Source organism: Nonomuraea sp. JJY05 (assembly GCF_043496855.1).
In the GTDB taxonomy this organism is placed as follows: Bacteria; Actinomycetota; Actinomycetes; order Streptosporangiales; family Streptosporangiaceae; genus Nonomuraea.
Genome location: NZ_JBIEIS010000006.1, coordinates 77,491 through 93,992, shown reverse-complemented (window position 1 = coordinate 93,992; position 16,502 = coordinate 77,491). Strand labels below are relative to the sequence as shown.

The window sequence follows — 16,502 nt, the reverse complement described above, 5'->3', positions numbered from 1 at the left end:
TGATCATGTCTCTCTTTCCGGTTGTTTTCGGGAGATCAACGGATCTTCACCGCTACGATCCGGCTTTTCCGGCAGTCAACCCGAGAGAAAGAGAGACGGACCCTTATGTGGATCGCGTTGAGCGTGATCGTCGCCCTGGTCGCCGGCGTGGCTCTGTGGTGGAAGTTCCGGGATCCGCTCAGAGGCGAGGACTTCTACAAGTTCCACGTCCAACGCAAGTGGGCCTGGGAGCTCATCCTCGACGAGGAGCAGGAGCAGGCGTTCATGGCCGGGCTCGAGGCGTACGACGAGGAGAGCACGGTGTTCCCGCACCGAGAGGCCGGCGCGCTGCGCGTGTACCACCCGTCCATGGTGATCTCGCTGTTCCTGCTCGCCGAGCAGTTCGCCGCGCTGGGCCCGCAGGCCCTGGCTGACCCGGCGGGCGCCGTGCGCCACCTGATCGACCAGGCCGCGCAGAGCGAGACCGGCGGCGTGCTGCACCTCGACGACGACTGGATGGCCGAGCCGGTCGACGGCATGGACAAGTACGACTTCACCAGCGCGATGATGAGCGCCACGCACGCCCAGGGCGTGGACGGCGGCGTCGGCGGCTACGGCGACGAGGACGGCGGCTACGGCATGCTCACCGTGCTCGCGGAGCTGCCGCAGCACGTGGCGCGCATGTACGACGACGCCCACAGCCACGCCGCCCCCGGCGAGATCCGCAACCGGCTCGACGTCTACAGGGCCGTGATCGAGGAGCCGGAGCCCGAGTTCGTGGCGGGGCTGGAGAGCGCCGACGCCGAGCGCAGCCGCTTCACGAACACGCTGATGTACGACTACGGCCGGGTGCTCGCCGGATATCGGTCGATGCGCCCGCAGATGCCGCACGCGCAGCCGTCCGACGTCATGTCCATGGTCATGGCGCGCATGCTCTCGGACAGCCTGCCCGGCATGACCTGGACCCGGCAGCCGTCGACCGAGCAGTACCAGCGCGCCCTGGAGCTGATCTCAACGCGAGGCTGACCCGCCGCGGGCGAACCGGCCCGCGAAGGTCCGCACGTCCGCCGACCTGCCGGCCAGGTCGGCCGCCCACTTGACCGCCGTCTTCAGCGACGGCTCCGGGGCATGGTAGGACCTGTCGACCGACCACCACCAGGCCCTCTCCCGGGGCGGCTCGGCGGCCAGCTCGGCCGCCGCCAGCCCCGCCGGGTGGCCCGCCAGCTCCCAGAGCTCCTCCCACTGCGCGCGGCGCAGGCGCAGGTAGAGCAGGTTCTTGAGGTCCGCGAGCACGCCGAGGTCGTTGACGGCGGCCTGGGACAGGTCCAGCCCGTACAGGCGCGGGCACGACACGAGCGGCGCCAGGTCCACGGGGCTCGTGGTGCGCACCGTCAGCAGGCGAAGCGTGGCGTGGCCCGCCAGCGGCCACAGGTCGATCGTGTCCATGGACAGGTCGAGCAGCTCCACCGGCGTGTCGCGGAGCGGGCCCAGGCCCGCTCCCGGCACGTTCTCCACGGTGATCTGCCACAGCGTCGGCGTCCCGCGCAGGGGCCGGAAGTCGGCCAAGGGGGCGTTGAGCACCGTCAGGCGTTCGATCCCCGGGCGCATGCCGCGCATGGAGGCCGCGTCGGCGCCGGCGACGACCAGCGCGCGGGGCTCCTCCTCCGGCTCCTCGACGTCGATCCACAGCTCGCCCTCCTCGACCCGGTACGCGCCCGACCGCAGCGCGGCGACGTGCCGCCGCAGCAGGGCGGTCACCGAGTCGGCGACGTAGACCGGGCCGTCGCCGTGGCCCGCGCCCATGCGGATGACCTGGCCGGAGCGCCCGCCGGGGCCCGGCGCGAGGTCCACGGCCAGGAAGTCGCCGCCGGTGCCGCTGGCGAACGGGATCCAGCCCGGGTGGTCCGACGCCCGGCGCACGGCCAGCCGGGGGCCGGTGCTGGTGATCAACGGGTTGCGCAGGTGGTCACGCCAGGCGCGTCCCGCGGCCCACCAGCGGTTCTCCGGGCGGCTCTGGCTCACCAGCCGCTCCAGGCCGAACCAGGGGTGCCGGTCCAGCAGCCCCTCGCCGCCGTCGCCGTCGATGTGGGCGTACAGAGCGCGCAGGTCGTCGGGGAGCCCCATCGCGAGCTCGGCCCGGCGCGCCTCGGGCAGCGCGGGCGGCGGCGCGTACGTGTCCCGCCCCAGGATCCGGTCCCGCTCGCGTAAATAGGCGCCGAGCAGGGCGACCGCCTCCCGCGGGTCCCCCGCCTGCGTGGACTCCACCGGGCCCTGCTGGAACGCCGCCGGCTCGGCCGGGCGCGCGTGCCGATCGAGCACGTACAGGAAGCCGCCGTCGTGGGCACGCTCCAGCGACTGGCTGACCACCGCCTCGAACCGCCCCTTGGCCTCGACGACCAGCTCGACTGTCAGATGATCGCCGCTCGGCCCGGCCAGCGTGTGCACGGCGCACAGCTCGGCGTGCAGGTCGACGTCACCGTCGCCGGCGCCGGGCTCGTACGTCAGGCCGCTGTGCCCGGACCCGCCGCCGCCGGTCGCGAACCCCCGCAATTCGGCCCTGCGCCACTTCGGGGGCCCCGCGGCCGCGATCTTCTCGGCCATGGAACGGAGTACGTCGTCGATCACGCGGCCTTTCCCACCCGATTCGATCCTGTGAACGGCCGGATCGGCGCCCGGTCGCTTTGTCGGTGATGATCTCTAATCTCCCGCCCATGACACAAGTGACCCTGTTGCCCGCTTGGCAGGAGTCGCGCGACCTCGTCACCGCGGGCAGGACCGCGGACCTGGCCGGGAGGGGGGGAGCCGGCTGCGGCGCCCGCCCAGGAGCGGCCCCGCCGGAAGTCGGTCTCGAACGGCGCGGAAGCCTGGGGTATGGAGATGCGTTTGCCTCCTGACGGCGGCTACTGAACCGGATAAGCTTAGGCGGTGATCCTCGATCAAATCCTGATTTATCCGCTGAAATCGGGTCAGGGTTATGCGCTGTCCGAGGCGGTCGTTCACCCCTGGGGCCTGGACGGGGACCGGCGGTGGGCGGTGGTCGACGAGCGGGGCGACAACCTGTGGCTGGGCGAGTTCCCGCGCCTGGCGTCCGTCGCCGCGCACCCCACCGCCGAGGGCGGTCTGCGGCTCGCGGCACGCGGGATGGAACCCCTGACCGTGCCGCCCGCTGCCGGCGCGGCCACGCCGGTCGGCTTCACCGGTCTGGACAAGGCGGTGCTCGCCGACGACGCGGCGCACGCCTGGTTCAGCGAACTGCTGGGACGCCCGGCCAGGCTGGTGTGGCTGGACGACCCCCAGCGGCGGTCGATCGACCCGGCGCACGGCGGGTTGCCGGGTGAGGTGGTGAGCTTCGCGTGGGACGCGCCGCTCCTGCTCATCTCGGAGTCGTCCGCCCTCGCCCTGGACGGGTGGCTGGCCGAGGAGGCGGCCAGGCACGGCGAGGACCCGCCCGGGCGGCTGTCGCGGGTACGGTTCCGTCCCAGCGCGATCGTCGAGGGCGCGGCGGCCTTCGCGGAGGACGGCTGGCGCGAGGTGCGGATCGGCGCGGTTCCCTTCCGGGTCTCGGAGATCTGCGACCGTTGCGCGGTGACGACGATCGATCCGGAGACCCAGGTGAAGGGCAAGGAGCCGCTGCGGACGCTGGCCCGGCACCGCAAGTGGGACGGCAAGACCTGGTTCGGCATCCGCCTGGTCCCCCGCGAACCGGGCACGATCCGGGTGGGTGATCCGGTCAGCGCCCGCTGACCGGATCGATCGCGCACCGCGACCAGGGGACGCGCCCGGTCTCAGCAGCCGAGGTCCGGGCAGTTCAGGGCGAGCACCAGGCGGTCGCTGCCGTAGATGGCGTCGTAGTCGCCGCGGAACTCGTTGACCAGCCACAACTCCCCGCCGGCCGGCCAGTAGGCGACGTTCTGCGCGTTGCCCGGAGCGGTCGTCATGTAGTGGACGTCGAGCGTGCCGCGGTCGGCGGAGATCGTGACGCGGTGCAGGCAGGACTTGCGGAAATCCCCTGAGATGTTCGCCGTGCCGCCCGGCATGTAGGTGACGGCAGGCGCGCCGTCGGGGCACAACCCCACGAGGACGCCCTTGTCGCCGGTGAACACGCCGCCCTGCAGCTCCCAGACCGGGCTGGTCCATCCCTCCGTGGGGTGCACGAGCCCGTCGGAGCCGGTCTTGAGCAGGGCGGTGGACGGGTCGAGGGGCCAGCGGAGGATCTTCCCGCCGGAGGCGTCCCTCTTGTATTCGACGGTGGTCAGGTGGTCGGCGCCGCTCCGGTCGAGCGAGACGCCGTTCAGGCAGGGCCTGGCCAGGTCGAGGCTCGCGCACACCGCGGGAGAGTCGAGCCGGTAGTAGCCGATCTGCGGCAGGGCGAAGCCGGAGTAGGCCGCCGAGCAGACGCCGCCGACGCAGCCGACATTTCCTGACGTGGTGGAGTTCATCTTCCAGAAGTGGGTGAGGTCGAAGACTCGGACCAGCCGGTCGCCGCCGGACACGTTCGGGTCGCCGCCGGTGACGAGGAAGAGCTTGTTGCCGTACCACGAGATGCCGTCGGCGTGGGTGGCGATCTCGTGGAAGCCCTCGGCGGTGCCGTCGGGTTCGACCAGCACGACGTGGCGGTAGGGGGCGCCCGGCAGTCCGGCGGTGACGTCGACGAAGGTGACCCTGGCGAGCCGGTTGGCTCCGTACTCGTGGGAGGCGCCGCTGCGCCAGCTCACCGCCACGATCTTCCGGCCGGCGCAGCCGTCGCAGGGCGGGTAGAGCACCGAGCCGTTCATGCCGTCGCCGCTGCCCGTGATCCCCTGCGGGAACCAGTTCGCGGTCGTGTCGTCGGTGGCGCTCCAGCAGAATCCGCTGACCTGGGCGGAGACGTGGAGGTCGGTGGGGTGGCAGATCGCGCGGGTGGTGTAGCCGCCGGCGATGACGGTGTCCATCCGCACCTTGGTCACCGGCCGCGTGGAGACCACCGCGTCACGCGCCGACATGGTCGAGGTGAACGCCAGCGGCCGGACCTGAGCCAGCTGTGCGGCCGTCAACGCGTAGCCGGTGGCCGCGGCGGCGGGCAGGGGGACGGCCAGCAGGGCAGTGAGGAGCAGGACCAGTGCGGGTAATCGCGTGACCACAGGTGGCCTCCGTCTTTATGAAGGTTTCCTGCATTAGTAGCACCGCTTTTGAGGGTGGTCAACGAGTACTTGGCCGCTACTTAGTGAGGGCTCCTGCCGAACCCGGGCCGCCGTGGGGGTCGGCGGCCGTTCGGCCGGCGGGGCTCACTCGGGCTTGTTGTCGGCCGGGCCGCCCACGGTGAACCGGGTGGTGACTCCCTCGTACATCAGATGGGCCGTGAGCCCTTCGGAGGCATGGGGCAGGTTGTGGCAGTGGTCCATCCAGACGCCGGGGTTGTCGGCGACGAACGCGATCTCGTACGTCTGGCCGATCCCGACCTCGAGGGAGTCCACCCACCAGGGGCTGCCGGTGGCGGCCACGCCGTCGCGCGTGAGCACCACCGCGTGGTGGCCGTGCAGGTGCATGGGATGCGCCTCGCCGCTGTCGTTGGAGATGCGCATCCGCACCACGTCACCCTCGGTCACGTGGAACATGGGCACGTCCGGGTAGAGGTGGCCGTTGATCGTCCACCACACCCCGGGGACCCCGTCGAGGAAGCCGGGGCGGCGGCCCACGTCGTACTCGAAGCGCCGGTCGGGCTTGGCGGGGTCGAACCCGAGCGGCGCCCGGGTGCCGTACGTGAGCGGGTCGAGCGTCGCCGCCGGCCGCGGCGCCGGGGGCGCGTCGTAGGAGGTCGAGCCGAGCACGACGCCGGTGGGCCCGCCGAGGTGGACCCGCACGGGGGAGCCGTCCGCGGGCATGGTGATCTCGAGGTCGGCGCGTCCTCCCGCGGCCACCGCGACCGCCTGGCCCCGCACCGGCGCGGGCCCGTTGACCTCGGTGCCGTCCACGGCCACGAGCCGGTACGGCGCGCCGCTCACCCAGGCCGGCATGACGCCGTACTCGGTGTTGATCACGCGTACCCGTGCCCGAGCGCCGGGTGGCGCCTCGGCGTGGAGGTCGCCCTCCCGCCCGTTGATCGTGCGGATGCCGCCGTACAGGTGCACCAGCGCCACGACGTCCTTCGCCTGCTCTCTCTTGCCCGGCGTGACGACCACCGCTCCGAGCAGGCCGCCCCGGACCTGTTCGTGCGACATCTGGTGCGAGTGGTACCAGAAGGTGCCCGCGCGGTCGGCGACGAACCGGTAGGTGAACTCCTTGCCGATGCCGACCGCGTCCTGGGTGACGCCCGCGACGCCGTCCGCGGCGTTGGGCACGTCGACGCCGTGCCAGTGCAGCGTGATGCCGCCCGGCACCGACTCGTTGACCAGCCGGACCTGGACCAGCTGGCCCTGGACGGCCTTGATGACCGGGCCGGGTGATCGGCCGTTGAGCGTGTAACCGTCGAAGTCACGGCCGGAGGCCAGCCGGAACCGTTGCTTGCGGGCCACCACGGTCACCGTGACGTCGGCGGGGCGGTCGGCGTCGGCGATCAGTTCCGTCACGTCGCGCCCGCCGGCGTGGTTCGAGACGTGGGCCGAGGCGCCTCCCATCGAATGTCCTTCGTGGGAGCCCTGCGGCCCGCCGCCGTAGTCCGCGTACCCCATGTCCATGACGGAGTACGCGGACGGCAGCAGGCTGTCCTGCCAGAGCCAGATCAGCGGCCCGAGCACGGCCGCCGTCGCGGCGCACGCGACGACGGTGCGGGCCCGGCCGCGACCCGGGCGATTGCGACGCATGAGCCCTCCGTCAGCCGCGAACCGCGTGCTGAGACCCCGGCACGGCGGCCGGGCTCACCGCCGCGCCCCGGCGTGCCGCGTAGAGCGCCGCGGTGAACAGCAGCAGCGCGTTGAGGCCGTGCACGAGGCCCACCAGCGGGATGCTGTGGCCGACGAGGCCGAAGGCGACCTGCAGGACGACCAGCAGCAGCACCAGCCCGGCCGCCTTCACGGCTCCCGGGACCTTCGCCCAGAACGAGGAGATCAGCAGGAGCAGCGCGAGGACCGGGATGACCAACATCCCGTTCATGCCGTGGACCATCAGCCCGAGGGCCTCGGCGAACGGCGTCTCGCCGCTCTCCATGAGCGTCTTGTCGACCACGCCGCCCCCTTCGACCCACAGGCCGAGCCCGGCGTCGGCCCAGACCACCATCGACGCCTGCACGGCGACCTCGATCGCCACCAGGTAGGCCAAGACCTTGTAGACGTTTTTCATCGCACCCTCCCTGTCCGTTGTTGTCGCGAGTCACGTTAGGGAGGGCGACTTGGGGGGGAATGGTGGCAGACTTGGGACGGACTGAGAAGAGGTCAGGCCGGTCCTGCCAGCCGATACTGGGTGGGCGTGACGCCGTACGAGCGGGTGAACCAGCGGGTGAGGTGGGCCTGGTCGGTGAACCCGGCCTCGACGGCCACCCGGGCCGCCGGATGACCCTGGGCGAGCAGGCGGCGGGCGGCGCGCAGCCGCAGCTGGCGCTGATACTCGCTGGGCGCGAGCCCGTAGGCCGCGCGGAAGGCCCGGTAGACGGCGTACCGGCTGGAGCCGGTCCAGGCAGCGAGGTCGTCGGCGCTGATCGGCTCGGCGTGGCGGTCGTGGATCAGCTCGCGCGCCCTGGCGGCCAGCCACCTGGCGGCGGGCGCGCTGAGGGCGGCGGGCGGTCCGGGCGGCGTGCGCGCGGCCAGGCGTACGAGGGCGGCGACGGTGGAGGAGAGCAGCTCGTCGCGTTCGAGCGGGCCGGCGCCGTGCCGCAGCGCGGTGTGCAGCCGGCGCAGCCGCTCCGCGAGCACGGCTGAGCCGAGGACCGGCGCGGCGAACAGGGGCAGCCCGGCGGGCCGCCCGGCCATGTCCTGGAGCACGTCGGCGATCAGGTCCTGGCCGATGTGCACGATCCGGTACGTGAAGCCCAGCTCGTGGGCCGCGTGGCCGTCGTGCACCTCGTCGGGGTTGAACGCCATCACCATCCCGGCCGCGCTCGTGTGCCCGGCGCCACGGCAGGTGAAGGTCTGCGCGCCGTGCTCGGTGACGCCGAAGGAGTAGGTCTCGTGGCTGTGCCGGTGGTAGCGGTGGCGCAGGAAGCTCGCGTACATGGCCTCCAGCGGCATCCCGTCCGCGCGCCAGTAGCTGGCCCACTCCCGGGACCTGCGGCCCTCGCCCGCCGCCGCCGCGCACGAGCGTACAAGACCGGCGGCGGGCGCCGGGCGCAGGCTGATCGCTGCCGCCGCGCCCGTCTCCTCTGTTCTCCGGCGCGGAACGGCGTGTTGCGGAGGTGAACCCATGGCAAGCACTGTAACGAGCGGCACCCGGCCGTACCTTCTGCTGGTCACGACGATGCTGCTGTGGGGCAGCGGCTTCAGCGCCTCCAAGGTGATCGTCGATCACCTGCCTCACTCCGTGGTCGCGACCCTGCGCTTCGGTGGCGGAGCCCTGGCGCTGCTGGTCGCGCTGCGGCTCTTCCGGCAGGCCGGCGAACGCCGGCGGACGACGGCGCGTGACTGGGTGCGGGCGGCCGGGGCGGGCGTGCTGGGCGTCTTCGTCTACAACGTCCTGTTCTTCTGGGGGCTGTCGCTGGCTCCGGCGATCGACGGGAGCACCATCGTCCCGGTCATGAGCCCGGTGCTGACCACGTCCTTCCTGCTGGTCATGGGCCGGGAGCGGGCGTCGGCGGCGCGGGTGGCGGGGCTGGCGACGGGCGCGATCGGCGCCGTGGTCTTCTTCGTGGGCTCGGGCGGGGAGGCGGGCGCGGGCCAGGGCCGGCTCGCCGGGGACCTGCTCTTCCTGCTGAGCGCCTGCTGCTGGGCGGCGTTCACGCTGACCGGCCGCCGCGTGCTGGCGGGCATCGACCCCCTCAAGGCGACGACGTACGCGACGGTGAGCGGGGCGGTGCTCCTGGCGATCTACAGCGCGCCGTCGGCCGCCGAGGTCGCCTGGCACGACGTGCCCGCCTACGTCTGGCTGAACGTGATCTTCGTGGCGCTCGGCCCGACCGCGGTGGCGAACCTGCTGTACTACCGGGGCATCCGCGACGTGGGACCGGCGTCGGCGTCCATCATGATGTTCGTCGTGCCCGTCGTCGGCACCGCGTGCTCCGCCCTGTTCCTGGGCGAGTCGTTCGGCACCGTGCAGGCGGCAGGCGCGGCCGTGCTGCTCGCCGGCGCCGTCCTCGCCGTCACCCAGGGCAAGCTCCCGGTACGGCGGCGCGCTATCGTTCAGGAACCCGCCGGGGCCCGGACGTCGACGGGTCCGACTGGCATTGATTGAGGACGTATGACCATCTACCGGCTGCCCGCCAACACACCCCGCTCGTTCTACCGGGGCGATGGGCGCATCGGCAGGTTCCGCGGCGTCCGTCCCGCCGAGGACCCGTACTATCCGGAGGACTGGATCGCCTCGACGACGAGCCGGCACGGCGCGGCGCCCGCGGGGCTGACCACGCTGCCCGACGGCCGGTCACTGGCCGAGGCGATCGCCGCCGATCCCCTGTGGTGGCTGGGGGAGCGGCACGTCGCCGAGCACGGCCCCGGCCCGGCGATCCTGGTGAAGCTGCTCGACGCGGGCGAGCGCCTGCCGCTGCACGTGCACCCCGACCGCCGCTTCGCCGCCGCCCACCTGGCCTCGCCGTACGGGAAGACCGAGGCGTGGGTGATCGTCTCGGCCGAGCCGGGCGCGGCGGTGCACCTCGGCTTCGCCAGGGACGTCGAGCCTGGCGAGCTGGCCGGCTGGGTCGCGGACCAGCGCATCGACCGGATGCTCGACGCCACGAACCGGGTGCCGGTGCGGGCCGGCGACGCCATCGTGTGCCCCGCGGGCCTGCCGCACGCCATCGGGGCCGGGGTCCTCATGGTCGAGGTGCAGGAGCCGACCGACTTCTCCGTGCTGCTGGAGTGGGAGGGCTTCGACGTCGACGGCCCGGCCGTCGGGCACCTGGGGCTCGGCTACGACCAGGCGCTCGCCTGCGTCGACAGGAGCGGCTGGGGCGCGGAACGGCTCGCCGAGCTGCACCGCGACCGCCGCCCGGCGGCCGACGCCCGGCCGGGGGCGCACCGGCTGTTCGCCGAGTCGGCCGACGAGTTCTTCGCGGCCGAGCGGCTGCGTCCCGATCCGGTCAGCGTGCTGGAGCCGGCCTACTCCGTCGTCGTGGTCACGACAGGTGCCGGCTCCGTCGAGTGCGAGCACGGCTCCCCGGTCGCGGTCGGCGCCGGGGACACGCTGCTGATCCCGTACGCGGCCGGGAAGTGCGCGCTGCGCGGCGACGTCACGGCGGTGCGCTGCAGACCGGCGTGAACCGGCTGGCAGTCAGGCGATCCGCGGCAGGTCGGCGAGGCGGACCTGCCCGTGCAGCGGCCGTCCCGTGACGAACCGTTCGACCTCGCCCACCGCGTACTCTCCCAGCGTGCGCAGCTCCCGGCCGCGGGCGCCGCTGACGTGCGGGGTCACCCAGACCCCGGGCGCGGCCAGCAGGGGATGGCCCGCCGGAAGGGGCTCGGGGTCGGTGACGTCGAGGATCGCGTTGAGCCTGCCGGACACGCACTCGCCGGTCAGCGCCTCGGTGTCGACGAGCGTGCCGCGGGCGGTGTTGATCAGCGTGGCGCCGTCCGGCAGCAGGCCGAGGCGGCGCTTGTCCAGCAGCCGGTACGTCTCGGGCAGGGCGGGCGCGTGCACCGTCACCAGGTCGGCGCGGCGGCACAGGTCGTCGAGGCCGACCGGCTCGCAGCCGAGCTCGCGTGCCTGGCGGGCGTCCAGGTAGGGGTCGTTGAGCAGCGGGGTCACGCCGTACGGTCTGAGCCGCTCGATCACCAGGCGGCCGACGCGTGAGGCGCCGATGACGCCGACGACGGCGGCGCCGAGCCCCGCGCGTTCGCCGGGAGCCGGCACGCCGCCGGCTCGGGGGCCGTCCGGCCAGCCGCCCGTGGAATATGCCTGGATCCGGCGCGGCACCGACTTGGCGGCCAGGACCAGCATCGAGATCGTGTAGTCGGCGACCGGCACCGCGTTGGCCGCAGCGGCCGACGACACGACGATGCCCCGCCGGAACACCTCGGCGGTGACGTGCTCCTTGACGCTGCCGGCGGCGTGCGCGATGGCCCGCAGCCTGGGCGCGCGCTCCAGCACGGCCGCGTCGATGCGGGGGCACCCCCAGCCGGTGATCAGCACGTCCACGTCGGCGAGCGTCCCCCCGAGGCCGGGCAGCACGGCGTCGGGGGCGTCGACCAGCCCGGCCAGCCGTTCGCGCACGTCATCGGGGAAGATCTCGCCGAACAGCGCGCCGTGCATCGCGAAGGCGGCTCTCACCGCACGCTCCGCAGGCGCCCCACCGAGCTCCTGACCACGATGTGGGTGCCGAGCGTGATCGGCGGCTCGGCCAGCGGGTCCTTGCCGGACAGGGCGAGACGCACGGCGGCCCGGCCCAGCTCGGCGTGCGGCAGGTGGACGGTGGTCAGCCCGATGTCCTCGGCCGGCGGCACGTCGTCGTAGCCGACGATGGAGATGTCCTCGGGAACGCGCAGTCCGTGCTCGTGGATCGCCTGGACGGCCCCGGCGGCGATCACGTCGGTGGCGGCGAAGACCGCGGTGAAGTCGTCCTGCCCGGCGGCGAGCCGCCGCTTCATCGCCGCGTAGCCGGTCGCCCGGTCGAAGTCGCAGTGCACCTCGAGCGCCGGGTCGTGGCCGATCCCGTGGTCGGCGAGGGCCGCGCGGTAACCCGCCACGCGGCTGTCGGAGGTGGTGTGGCCGGGTCGCAGCCCCAGGTAGAGGATGCGCCGGTGCCCGGCCGACAGCAGGTGGGCGGTGACCGCGTGGGCTCCGCCCGTGTTGTCGAAGCCGACCGTGAGCGCCGGGACCCCATCGCCGAGCGGCGGCCGGCCGCACAGCACCAGGCGCGAGCCCGAGGAGGCCAGCCCGTGGGCGTAGCGCGTCATGCGTTCGCGGTAGTCGTCGTCCAGGATCACGCTGCCCACCAGGATCACCGCCTCGGCGCGCTGCTCGCGCATCATCTGGACGATGCTGAGCTCGCGTTCCATGTCACCGCCGGTGGTGCAGATGAGCGACAGGCGCCCCTCGGCGGCGGCCTGCTCCTCCACGCCCTGGGCGATGTAGGCGTAATAGGGCACGGACACCCGGTTGACGACGATGGCCACGGCACCGGGCGAGGCCACCGACAGCGCCCTGGCCTGGGCGTTCGGCACGTAGTCCAGCTCGCGCACCGCGCGCAGCACCTTGTGCCTGGTGCTCGGCTGCACCGGGTAGTCGCCGGCCAGGGTCCGCGAGACGGTCGCCACCGAGACCCCGGCGTGCTTGGCGACGTCGCGGATGGTGACGCGTTTAGCCGGTCCAGACAACGCGCTCCCCCACGGGTCCGTTACGGGTGTAGCCGGGCTCACGGCCGAGCGCGACCGTGAGCCGTGATCCAGCGGCATCATTCCACGAGACCAGGTCGCCCTTCACGCGGATATCCGGCGCCTGCGCCGGGGAGCCGCGGCCCAGCCGCACCGCCGAGACGTAGACCGCGGCGCCGCCCGGGTGGGCGCCCACCAGGTACGGCGTGGCGGAGTGCGGGCCGATCGCGTTCTCGTCCTGGCGCAGTGCCGCCTGGGCAGTGCGCCAGCCGTGCAGCCCGGCGATCTCGCTCACCAGGCCGCTCACGGGGCCGTTCACGGGGCCGTTCACGGGGCCGTTCACGGGGCCGTTCACCGGGTCGCTCACGGGGCCGGTCGTCACGGACGCGGTGAGCCCGGCCAGGGTGACCGTGCAGGGCCCGCCGGAGGCGAGGGCGTGACCGCCGTCGCGGACGACGCTGCCCGCCGGGGCGGTGACGCGGTGCACGCGCACCTCCCACGGGCCGTCGAGCACGGAGGCGGTCTCCACGACGACCTCGCCGTCGGCGTAGCGGGAGGCGGCGAAGCCGTCGGCGATGCCGATGCGCTCGATCCGGCGGCGGCGGGTGGCGCGCCCGTCGGGGAGGAGCACGGCGAGGTGGTTGTCGACGTTCTCGGCCCGGCCGCCGGGACCGGTCTCGGGCGCGGTGTGCGTGGAGTAGCCGAGTTTGGCGTAGTGCGGGTCGTCCTTGGCGGAGTCGGGGTCGTTGCCGTCGCTGCCGTGGTTGACCAGGCGGGTGACGCCGTCGGTGCGGTGCAGGAGCCAGCCGGGCGCGGGCAGGGCCAGGGCGAGGTCACCGTCGGCGGGCGCGGTGGCCGGGGCCGTCCAGACCGGGTGGTCCGGGCCGAGCAGCAGGCCCAGGAATCCCTTGCTCGCCCAGTACGGCGACGCCGGCCCCGAGTAGCCCTGGGTCGCCGGCAGGTGCGGCCGGTGCCACCCCAGGGTGAGCAGGCCGCGCTCGTCGGGCGCGCCGTGGGCGGCGAAGTGGTCGAGCGTGCGGCCCGCCATCAGCCGCGTGGTCCCCGGCTCGACGGGAGAGGCGTCGAAGATCGCGCCGAGCCAGAGCGGGGCCAGGCTCGCCATGCGGTACGTGAGCGACCGGCCCTGGTGCATGGGGGCGCCGTCGGGGGCGAAGAAGTGCCGGTAGCCCTCCAGGAACGTGCGCAGCCGCTGCTTGTGAACCGTGGCGTCCGCGCCCGACATCCTGGCCCACCACAGCGTGTAGAGGTGGATCGCCCAGCCGCAGTAGTAGTCGTAGTTCTGCCCGGCGCCGTCGGTGTACCAGCCGTCGCCGACGTACCAGCGCTCCACGTCCGCGAGGTGCCCGTCGATCTCGCCCTGGTCGTACGGCCCGCCGGCCCCGGCCAGGAACTGCTCGACGATCACCTTGAACAGCACCCAGTTGCACGGCCAGGCGCGCTTGCCCACGATCCCGCCCAGCCAGGACACCACCCGCTCCTGGACGCCGGGGTCGAGCCGGTCGAACAGCAGCGGCCGGGTCTCGTGCAGCGCGATCGCGATAGAGGCGGCCTCCACGATCGTCTGGTTCAGATCGGTGATCGCCGGCCAGGCGTACTCGTGGCCGGGGTCCGTGCCGTGCGCGAGCCCGTCGGCGTAGCGCTCCAGCAGGCCGGCGGGCGCGTCGGCCGGGTCACCCGCGAGGCGGAAAGCGGCGAGCAGGAAGGTGCGCGCGAACCCCTCGAGCCCGTCGGAGGCGGCTCCCGACCAGCTCGTCCGGCCCGGCAGCCGGTACTGCGCGAAGCCGGGGGAGGCGTACGGCACCACGGCGTCGAGCAGCCCGTCCGCCACCTTCACCCAGTGCTCGCGAGGGCGGTCAGCGCGCACGACAGCCTCCAGGTAATCGGTTACTAGTCGACCTTGGCCGAACATAAGCGCGCTCCACAACCGCCGTCAAGGTCCGTCCCGGCCGAAGGTAACGAGATGCTAACAACTCCGCCGAGTCCTGTCGTGAACCCGCTGCTAGAAGGGGAATTCCCGGAGTCGGCGCCTCGGGGACGGGTCTTGACGACCGTGTCATCGGCTCTTAGCGTTCAGCGCAACTTGTCGAGTAACCGGTTACCAAGCCATTCGCCCCCAGCCGTTCTTGGAGTCTCGACATGGCCTATCGAATCGATCCCTCCAGCCTCAGCCGCCGCGACCTGATCAGGCTCGGCGGCGGGGCCCTCCTCGTCACCACGTCGCTGTCGGCGTGCACCGGCGGCGGATCGCAGGGCGGCGCGCAGCCGTCGAAGAGCGCACCACCGGCCGATCGCCCGCTGGAAGCCCCGATGCTCGCCGAGCAGGTCAAGGCGGGCAAGCTTCCCGCGCTCGCCGAACGGCTGCCCGAGACGGCCGACCGCCTGGTCGTGGACGGGCCCGAGGGCCTGGGCGGCTACGGCGGCACGTACCACGGCGCCTGCCTCGGCGAGGGCGACGACCCGTGGCTGGAGCGCCTGATCGCCTACGAGCCGATGCTGCGCGTGGACCCGGCCGGCAAGACGACGCTGCCCGGCACGTTCAAGGAGATCGCCGCCAACGCCGACGGCACCGAGTACACCCTGCGCATGCGCAAGGGCATGCGCTGGTCGGACGGCGAGCCGTTCACCGCGGACGACGTGATGTTCGCGATCGAGGACGTCTACTTCAACGAGAAGGTCACCGTGACGGGGCCGCCGCCGCTGCTGCACGTGAACGGCGAGCGGGCCAGGGCCGAGAAGGTCGACGACCACACCGTGAAGCTCACCTTCCCCAAGCCCAAGGGCGACTTCCTCGATGGCTGCCGCGGCGGCACCTGGTGGGCGACCAACTTCGGCTTCTTCCCCAAGCACTACCTGAAGGACTTCCATCCGACGTACAACAAGGACGTCGAGAAGGACATGGAGAAGAAGGGGTTCGGCGAGTTCGCGCCCTACTGGGAGGACAGGATCAAGTGGTGGAACAATCCTGACCGCCCGACCCTGCACGCATGGGTGGTGACCGACCCGCTCAACACCGGCGACCGGGCGGTGGCCGAGCGCAACCCGTACTACTGGAAGGTCGACTCCGGCGGCGCCCAGCTGCCCTACATCGACAAGCTGGAGTTCGCGATCATCCAGGAGGCCGAGGTGATGCTGCTCCAGGGCGTGGACGGCAAGCTCGACTTCCACGCCCGGCACATCAACTCCGACGTGAACAAGCCGGTGCTGGCCGAGGGACGCCAGAAGGGCGGCTACCACTTCATCAAGGTGGAGCCGACCACGATGAACCGGATGATCATCTCCCTGAACCTGTGTCACAAGAACAAGGAGCTGCGCGAGGTCTTCAGGAACAAGGACTTCCGCGTCGGCCTGTCCCACGCCATCGACCGGCAGAACATCATCAACACCGCCTACCAGCGCCAGGGCGAGCCCTGGCAGGCCGCGCCGCACCGCAACTCGGAGTTCTTCGACGAGCAGATGGCCAAGCAGTACACGCAGTACGACGTGAACCTGGCCAACCAGCACCTCGACAAGGCCGGGCTGAGCAAGAAGGACGGCGAGGGCTTCCGCCTGCTGCCGGGCGGCGACCGGCTGCGCTTCTCCCTCGACCTGATCACGCTGTTCCCCGAGTGGGCCAACGCGGCGGAGCTGGTCCGCCAGAACTGGGCGGCGGTCGGCGTCGAGATGAAGGTCAACCCGATCGAGCGCACCCTGTTCTACGACCGCAAGTCGGCCAAGACCGACGAGCACGACGCGAACGTCTGGGCCGGGGACGGCGGCCTGCGCATCGAGATCGACGAGCCGCGCTGGTGGTTCCCCAACGGGGAGGAGTCCAACTACGCCACCCGCTGGGGCATGTACTTCCAGACCCGCGGCAAGAGCGAGGACGGGGAGAAGCCGCCCGCGCAGACGCTGCGCCAGATGGAGCTCTACTGGCAGATGCAGACCGAGCCGGACGAGGCCAAGCGCAAGGAGCTCTTCCGGCAGGTCCTCGCGATCGCCAAGGAGCAGTTCTACGCCATCGGGATCGTCCTGCCCACCGACGGCTACGCGATCGTCAGCAACAAGCTGAAGAACGTGCCGGCGAGCTACCCCGACGCGTTCCAGTTCCTCTCGCCCGGTCCCGTCAACGTGCCGACCTGGTACTTCGGGGCCTGA

The 16,502-nt window shown here is 72.3% G+C and carries 13 protein-coding genes; 5 read left to right on the top strand and 8 right to left on the bottom strand.

Going from position 1 to position 16,502, the window contains the following annotated elements:
• The first annotated feature begins 105 nt into the window (after positions 1-105).
• Positions 106-1,005, top strand: a complete 900-nt coding sequence (locus ACFKCF_RS09995) for a hypothetical protein (RefSeq protein ID WP_394492688.1) — start codon at positions 106-108, stop codon at positions 1,003-1,005.
• Here ACFKCF_RS09995 and ACFKCF_RS09990 read toward each other — a convergent pair.
• The gene (locus tag ACFKCF_RS09990) at positions 991-2,604 is read right to left on the bottom strand and encodes an SMI1/KNR4 family protein (RefSeq protein ID WP_394492687.1); all 1,614 of its coding nucleotides are present in this window, start codon (positions 2,602-2,604) and stop codon (positions 991-993) included. The two genes, ACFKCF_RS09995 and ACFKCF_RS09990, sit on opposite strands and share 15 nt — an antisense overlap.
• Positions 2,605-2,904: 300 nt before the next feature.
• On the opposite strand from ACFKCF_RS09990, the gene ACFKCF_RS09985 reads away from it, so the two are divergent.
• On the top strand, positions 2,905-3,723 hold the full coding sequence (locus ACFKCF_RS09985) for an MOSC domain-containing protein (RefSeq protein ID WP_394492686.1): 819 nt from the start codon (positions 2,905-2,907) through the stop codon (positions 3,721-3,723).
• Positions 3,724-3,764: 41 nt separating this feature from the next.
• Here ACFKCF_RS09985 and ACFKCF_RS09980 read toward each other — a convergent pair whose 3' ends face one another.
• From ACFKCF_RS09980 to ACFKCF_RS09965, 4 genes are all read right to left on the bottom strand, one after another.
• Entirely contained in the window at positions 3,765-5,099 is a 1,335-nt protein-coding gene (locus tag ACFKCF_RS09980) for a hypothetical protein (RefSeq protein WP_394492685.1), read from the bottom strand.
• A 144-nt stretch (positions 5,100-5,243) separates the two neighbouring features.
• A complete protein-coding gene (locus tag ACFKCF_RS09975; RefSeq protein WP_394492684.1) occupies positions 5,244-6,758 on the bottom strand; it encodes a multicopper oxidase family protein in 1,515 nt (504 codons plus the stop codon).
• 10 nt (positions 6,759-6,768) lie between these two features.
• Positions 6,769-7,233, bottom strand: coding sequence for a hypothetical protein (locus ACFKCF_RS09970; protein ID WP_394492683.1), 465 nt, complete (start codon positions 7,231-7,233; stop codon positions 6,769-6,771).
• 92 nt (positions 7,234-7,325) lie between these two features.
• Positions 7,326-8,291 carry an AraC family transcriptional regulator gene (locus ACFKCF_RS09965; RefSeq protein ID WP_394492682.1) on the bottom strand — a complete coding sequence of 322 codons (966 nt, stop codon included), beginning with the start codon at positions 8,289-8,291 and terminating at the stop codon, positions 7,326-7,328.
• On the opposite strand from ACFKCF_RS09965, the gene ACFKCF_RS09960 reads away from it, so the two are divergent.
• Positions 8,290-9,273 carry a DMT family transporter gene (locus tag ACFKCF_RS09960; protein WP_394492681.1) on the top strand — a complete coding sequence of 328 codons (984 nt, stop codon included), beginning with the start codon at positions 8,290-8,292 and terminating at the stop codon, positions 9,271-9,273. The genes ACFKCF_RS09965 and ACFKCF_RS09960 overlap by 2 nt on opposite strands.
• A gap of 6 nt (positions 9,274-9,279) precedes the next feature.
• Positions 9,280-10,296 (top strand): class I mannose-6-phosphate isomerase, encoded by a 1,017-nt coding sequence (locus tag ACFKCF_RS09955; protein WP_394492680.1) that lies wholly within the window; start codon positions 9,280-9,282, stop codon positions 10,294-10,296.
• Positions 10,297-10,308: 12 nt separating this feature from the next.
• Here the strand turns inward: ACFKCF_RS09955 and ACFKCF_RS09950 are convergent, their stop codons facing one another.
• Genes ACFKCF_RS09950 through ACFKCF_RS09940 form a run of 3 tightly spaced genes read right to left on the bottom strand, consistent with a single transcriptional unit; the run spans position 10,309 to position 14,232 of the window.
• Positions 10,309-11,304, bottom strand: coding sequence for a hydroxyacid dehydrogenase (locus tag ACFKCF_RS09950; RefSeq protein WP_394492679.1), 996 nt, complete (start codon positions 11,302-11,304; stop codon positions 10,309-10,311).
• Positions 11,301-12,350: a LacI family DNA-binding transcriptional regulator gene (locus ACFKCF_RS09945; protein WP_394492678.1), complete on the bottom strand. Its 1,050-nt coding sequence runs from the start codon at positions 12,348-12,350 to the stop codon at positions 11,301-11,303. Before ACFKCF_RS09945 ends, ACFKCF_RS09950 begins: the two co-directional genes overlap by 4 nt.
• The gene (locus ACFKCF_RS09940) at positions 12,334-14,232 is read right to left on the bottom strand and encodes a DUF2264 domain-containing protein (RefSeq protein ID WP_394492677.1); all 1,899 of its coding nucleotides are present in this window, start codon (positions 14,230-14,232) and stop codon (positions 12,334-12,336) included. Before ACFKCF_RS09940 ends, ACFKCF_RS09945 begins: the two co-directional genes overlap by 17 nt.
• A gap of 272 nt (positions 14,233-14,504) precedes the next feature.
• Here ACFKCF_RS09940 and ACFKCF_RS09935 point away from each other — a divergent pair, with 272 nt between their 5' ends.
• Positions 14,505-16,502 (top strand): ABC transporter substrate-binding protein, encoded by a 1,998-nt coding sequence (locus tag ACFKCF_RS09935; protein WP_394492676.1) that lies wholly within the window; start codon positions 14,505-14,507, stop codon positions 16,500-16,502.

Excerpts from the sequence above, each read along its gene's own strand:
- ACFKCF_RS09995 (WP_394492688.1), top strand. The coding sequence starts at position 106 with ATGTGGATCGCGTTGAGCGTGATCGTCGCCCTGGTCGCCGGCGTGGCT.
- ACFKCF_RS09960 (WP_394492681.1), top strand. The coding sequence starts at position 8,290 with ATGGCAAGCACTGTAACGAGCGGCACCCGGCCGTACCTTCTGCTGGTC.
- ACFKCF_RS09965 (WP_394492682.1), bottom strand. The coding sequence starts at position 8,291 with ATGGGTTCACCTCCGCAACACGCCGTTCCGCGCCGGAGAACAGAGGAG.
- ACFKCF_RS09970 (WP_394492683.1), bottom strand. The coding sequence starts at position 7,233 with ATGAAAAACGTCTACAAGGTCTTGGCCTACCTGGTGGCGATCGAGGTC.
- ACFKCF_RS09935 (WP_394492676.1), top strand. The coding sequence starts at position 14,505 with ATGGCCTATCGAATCGATCCCTCCAGCCTCAGCCGCCGCGACCTGATC.
- ACFKCF_RS09955 (WP_394492680.1), top strand. The coding sequence starts at position 9,280 with ATGACCATCTACCGGCTGCCCGCCAACACACCCCGCTCGTTCTACCGG.
- ACFKCF_RS09975 (WP_394492684.1), bottom strand. The coding sequence starts at position 6,758 with ATGCGTCGCAATCGCCCGGGTCGCGGCCGGGCCCGCACCGTCGTCGCG.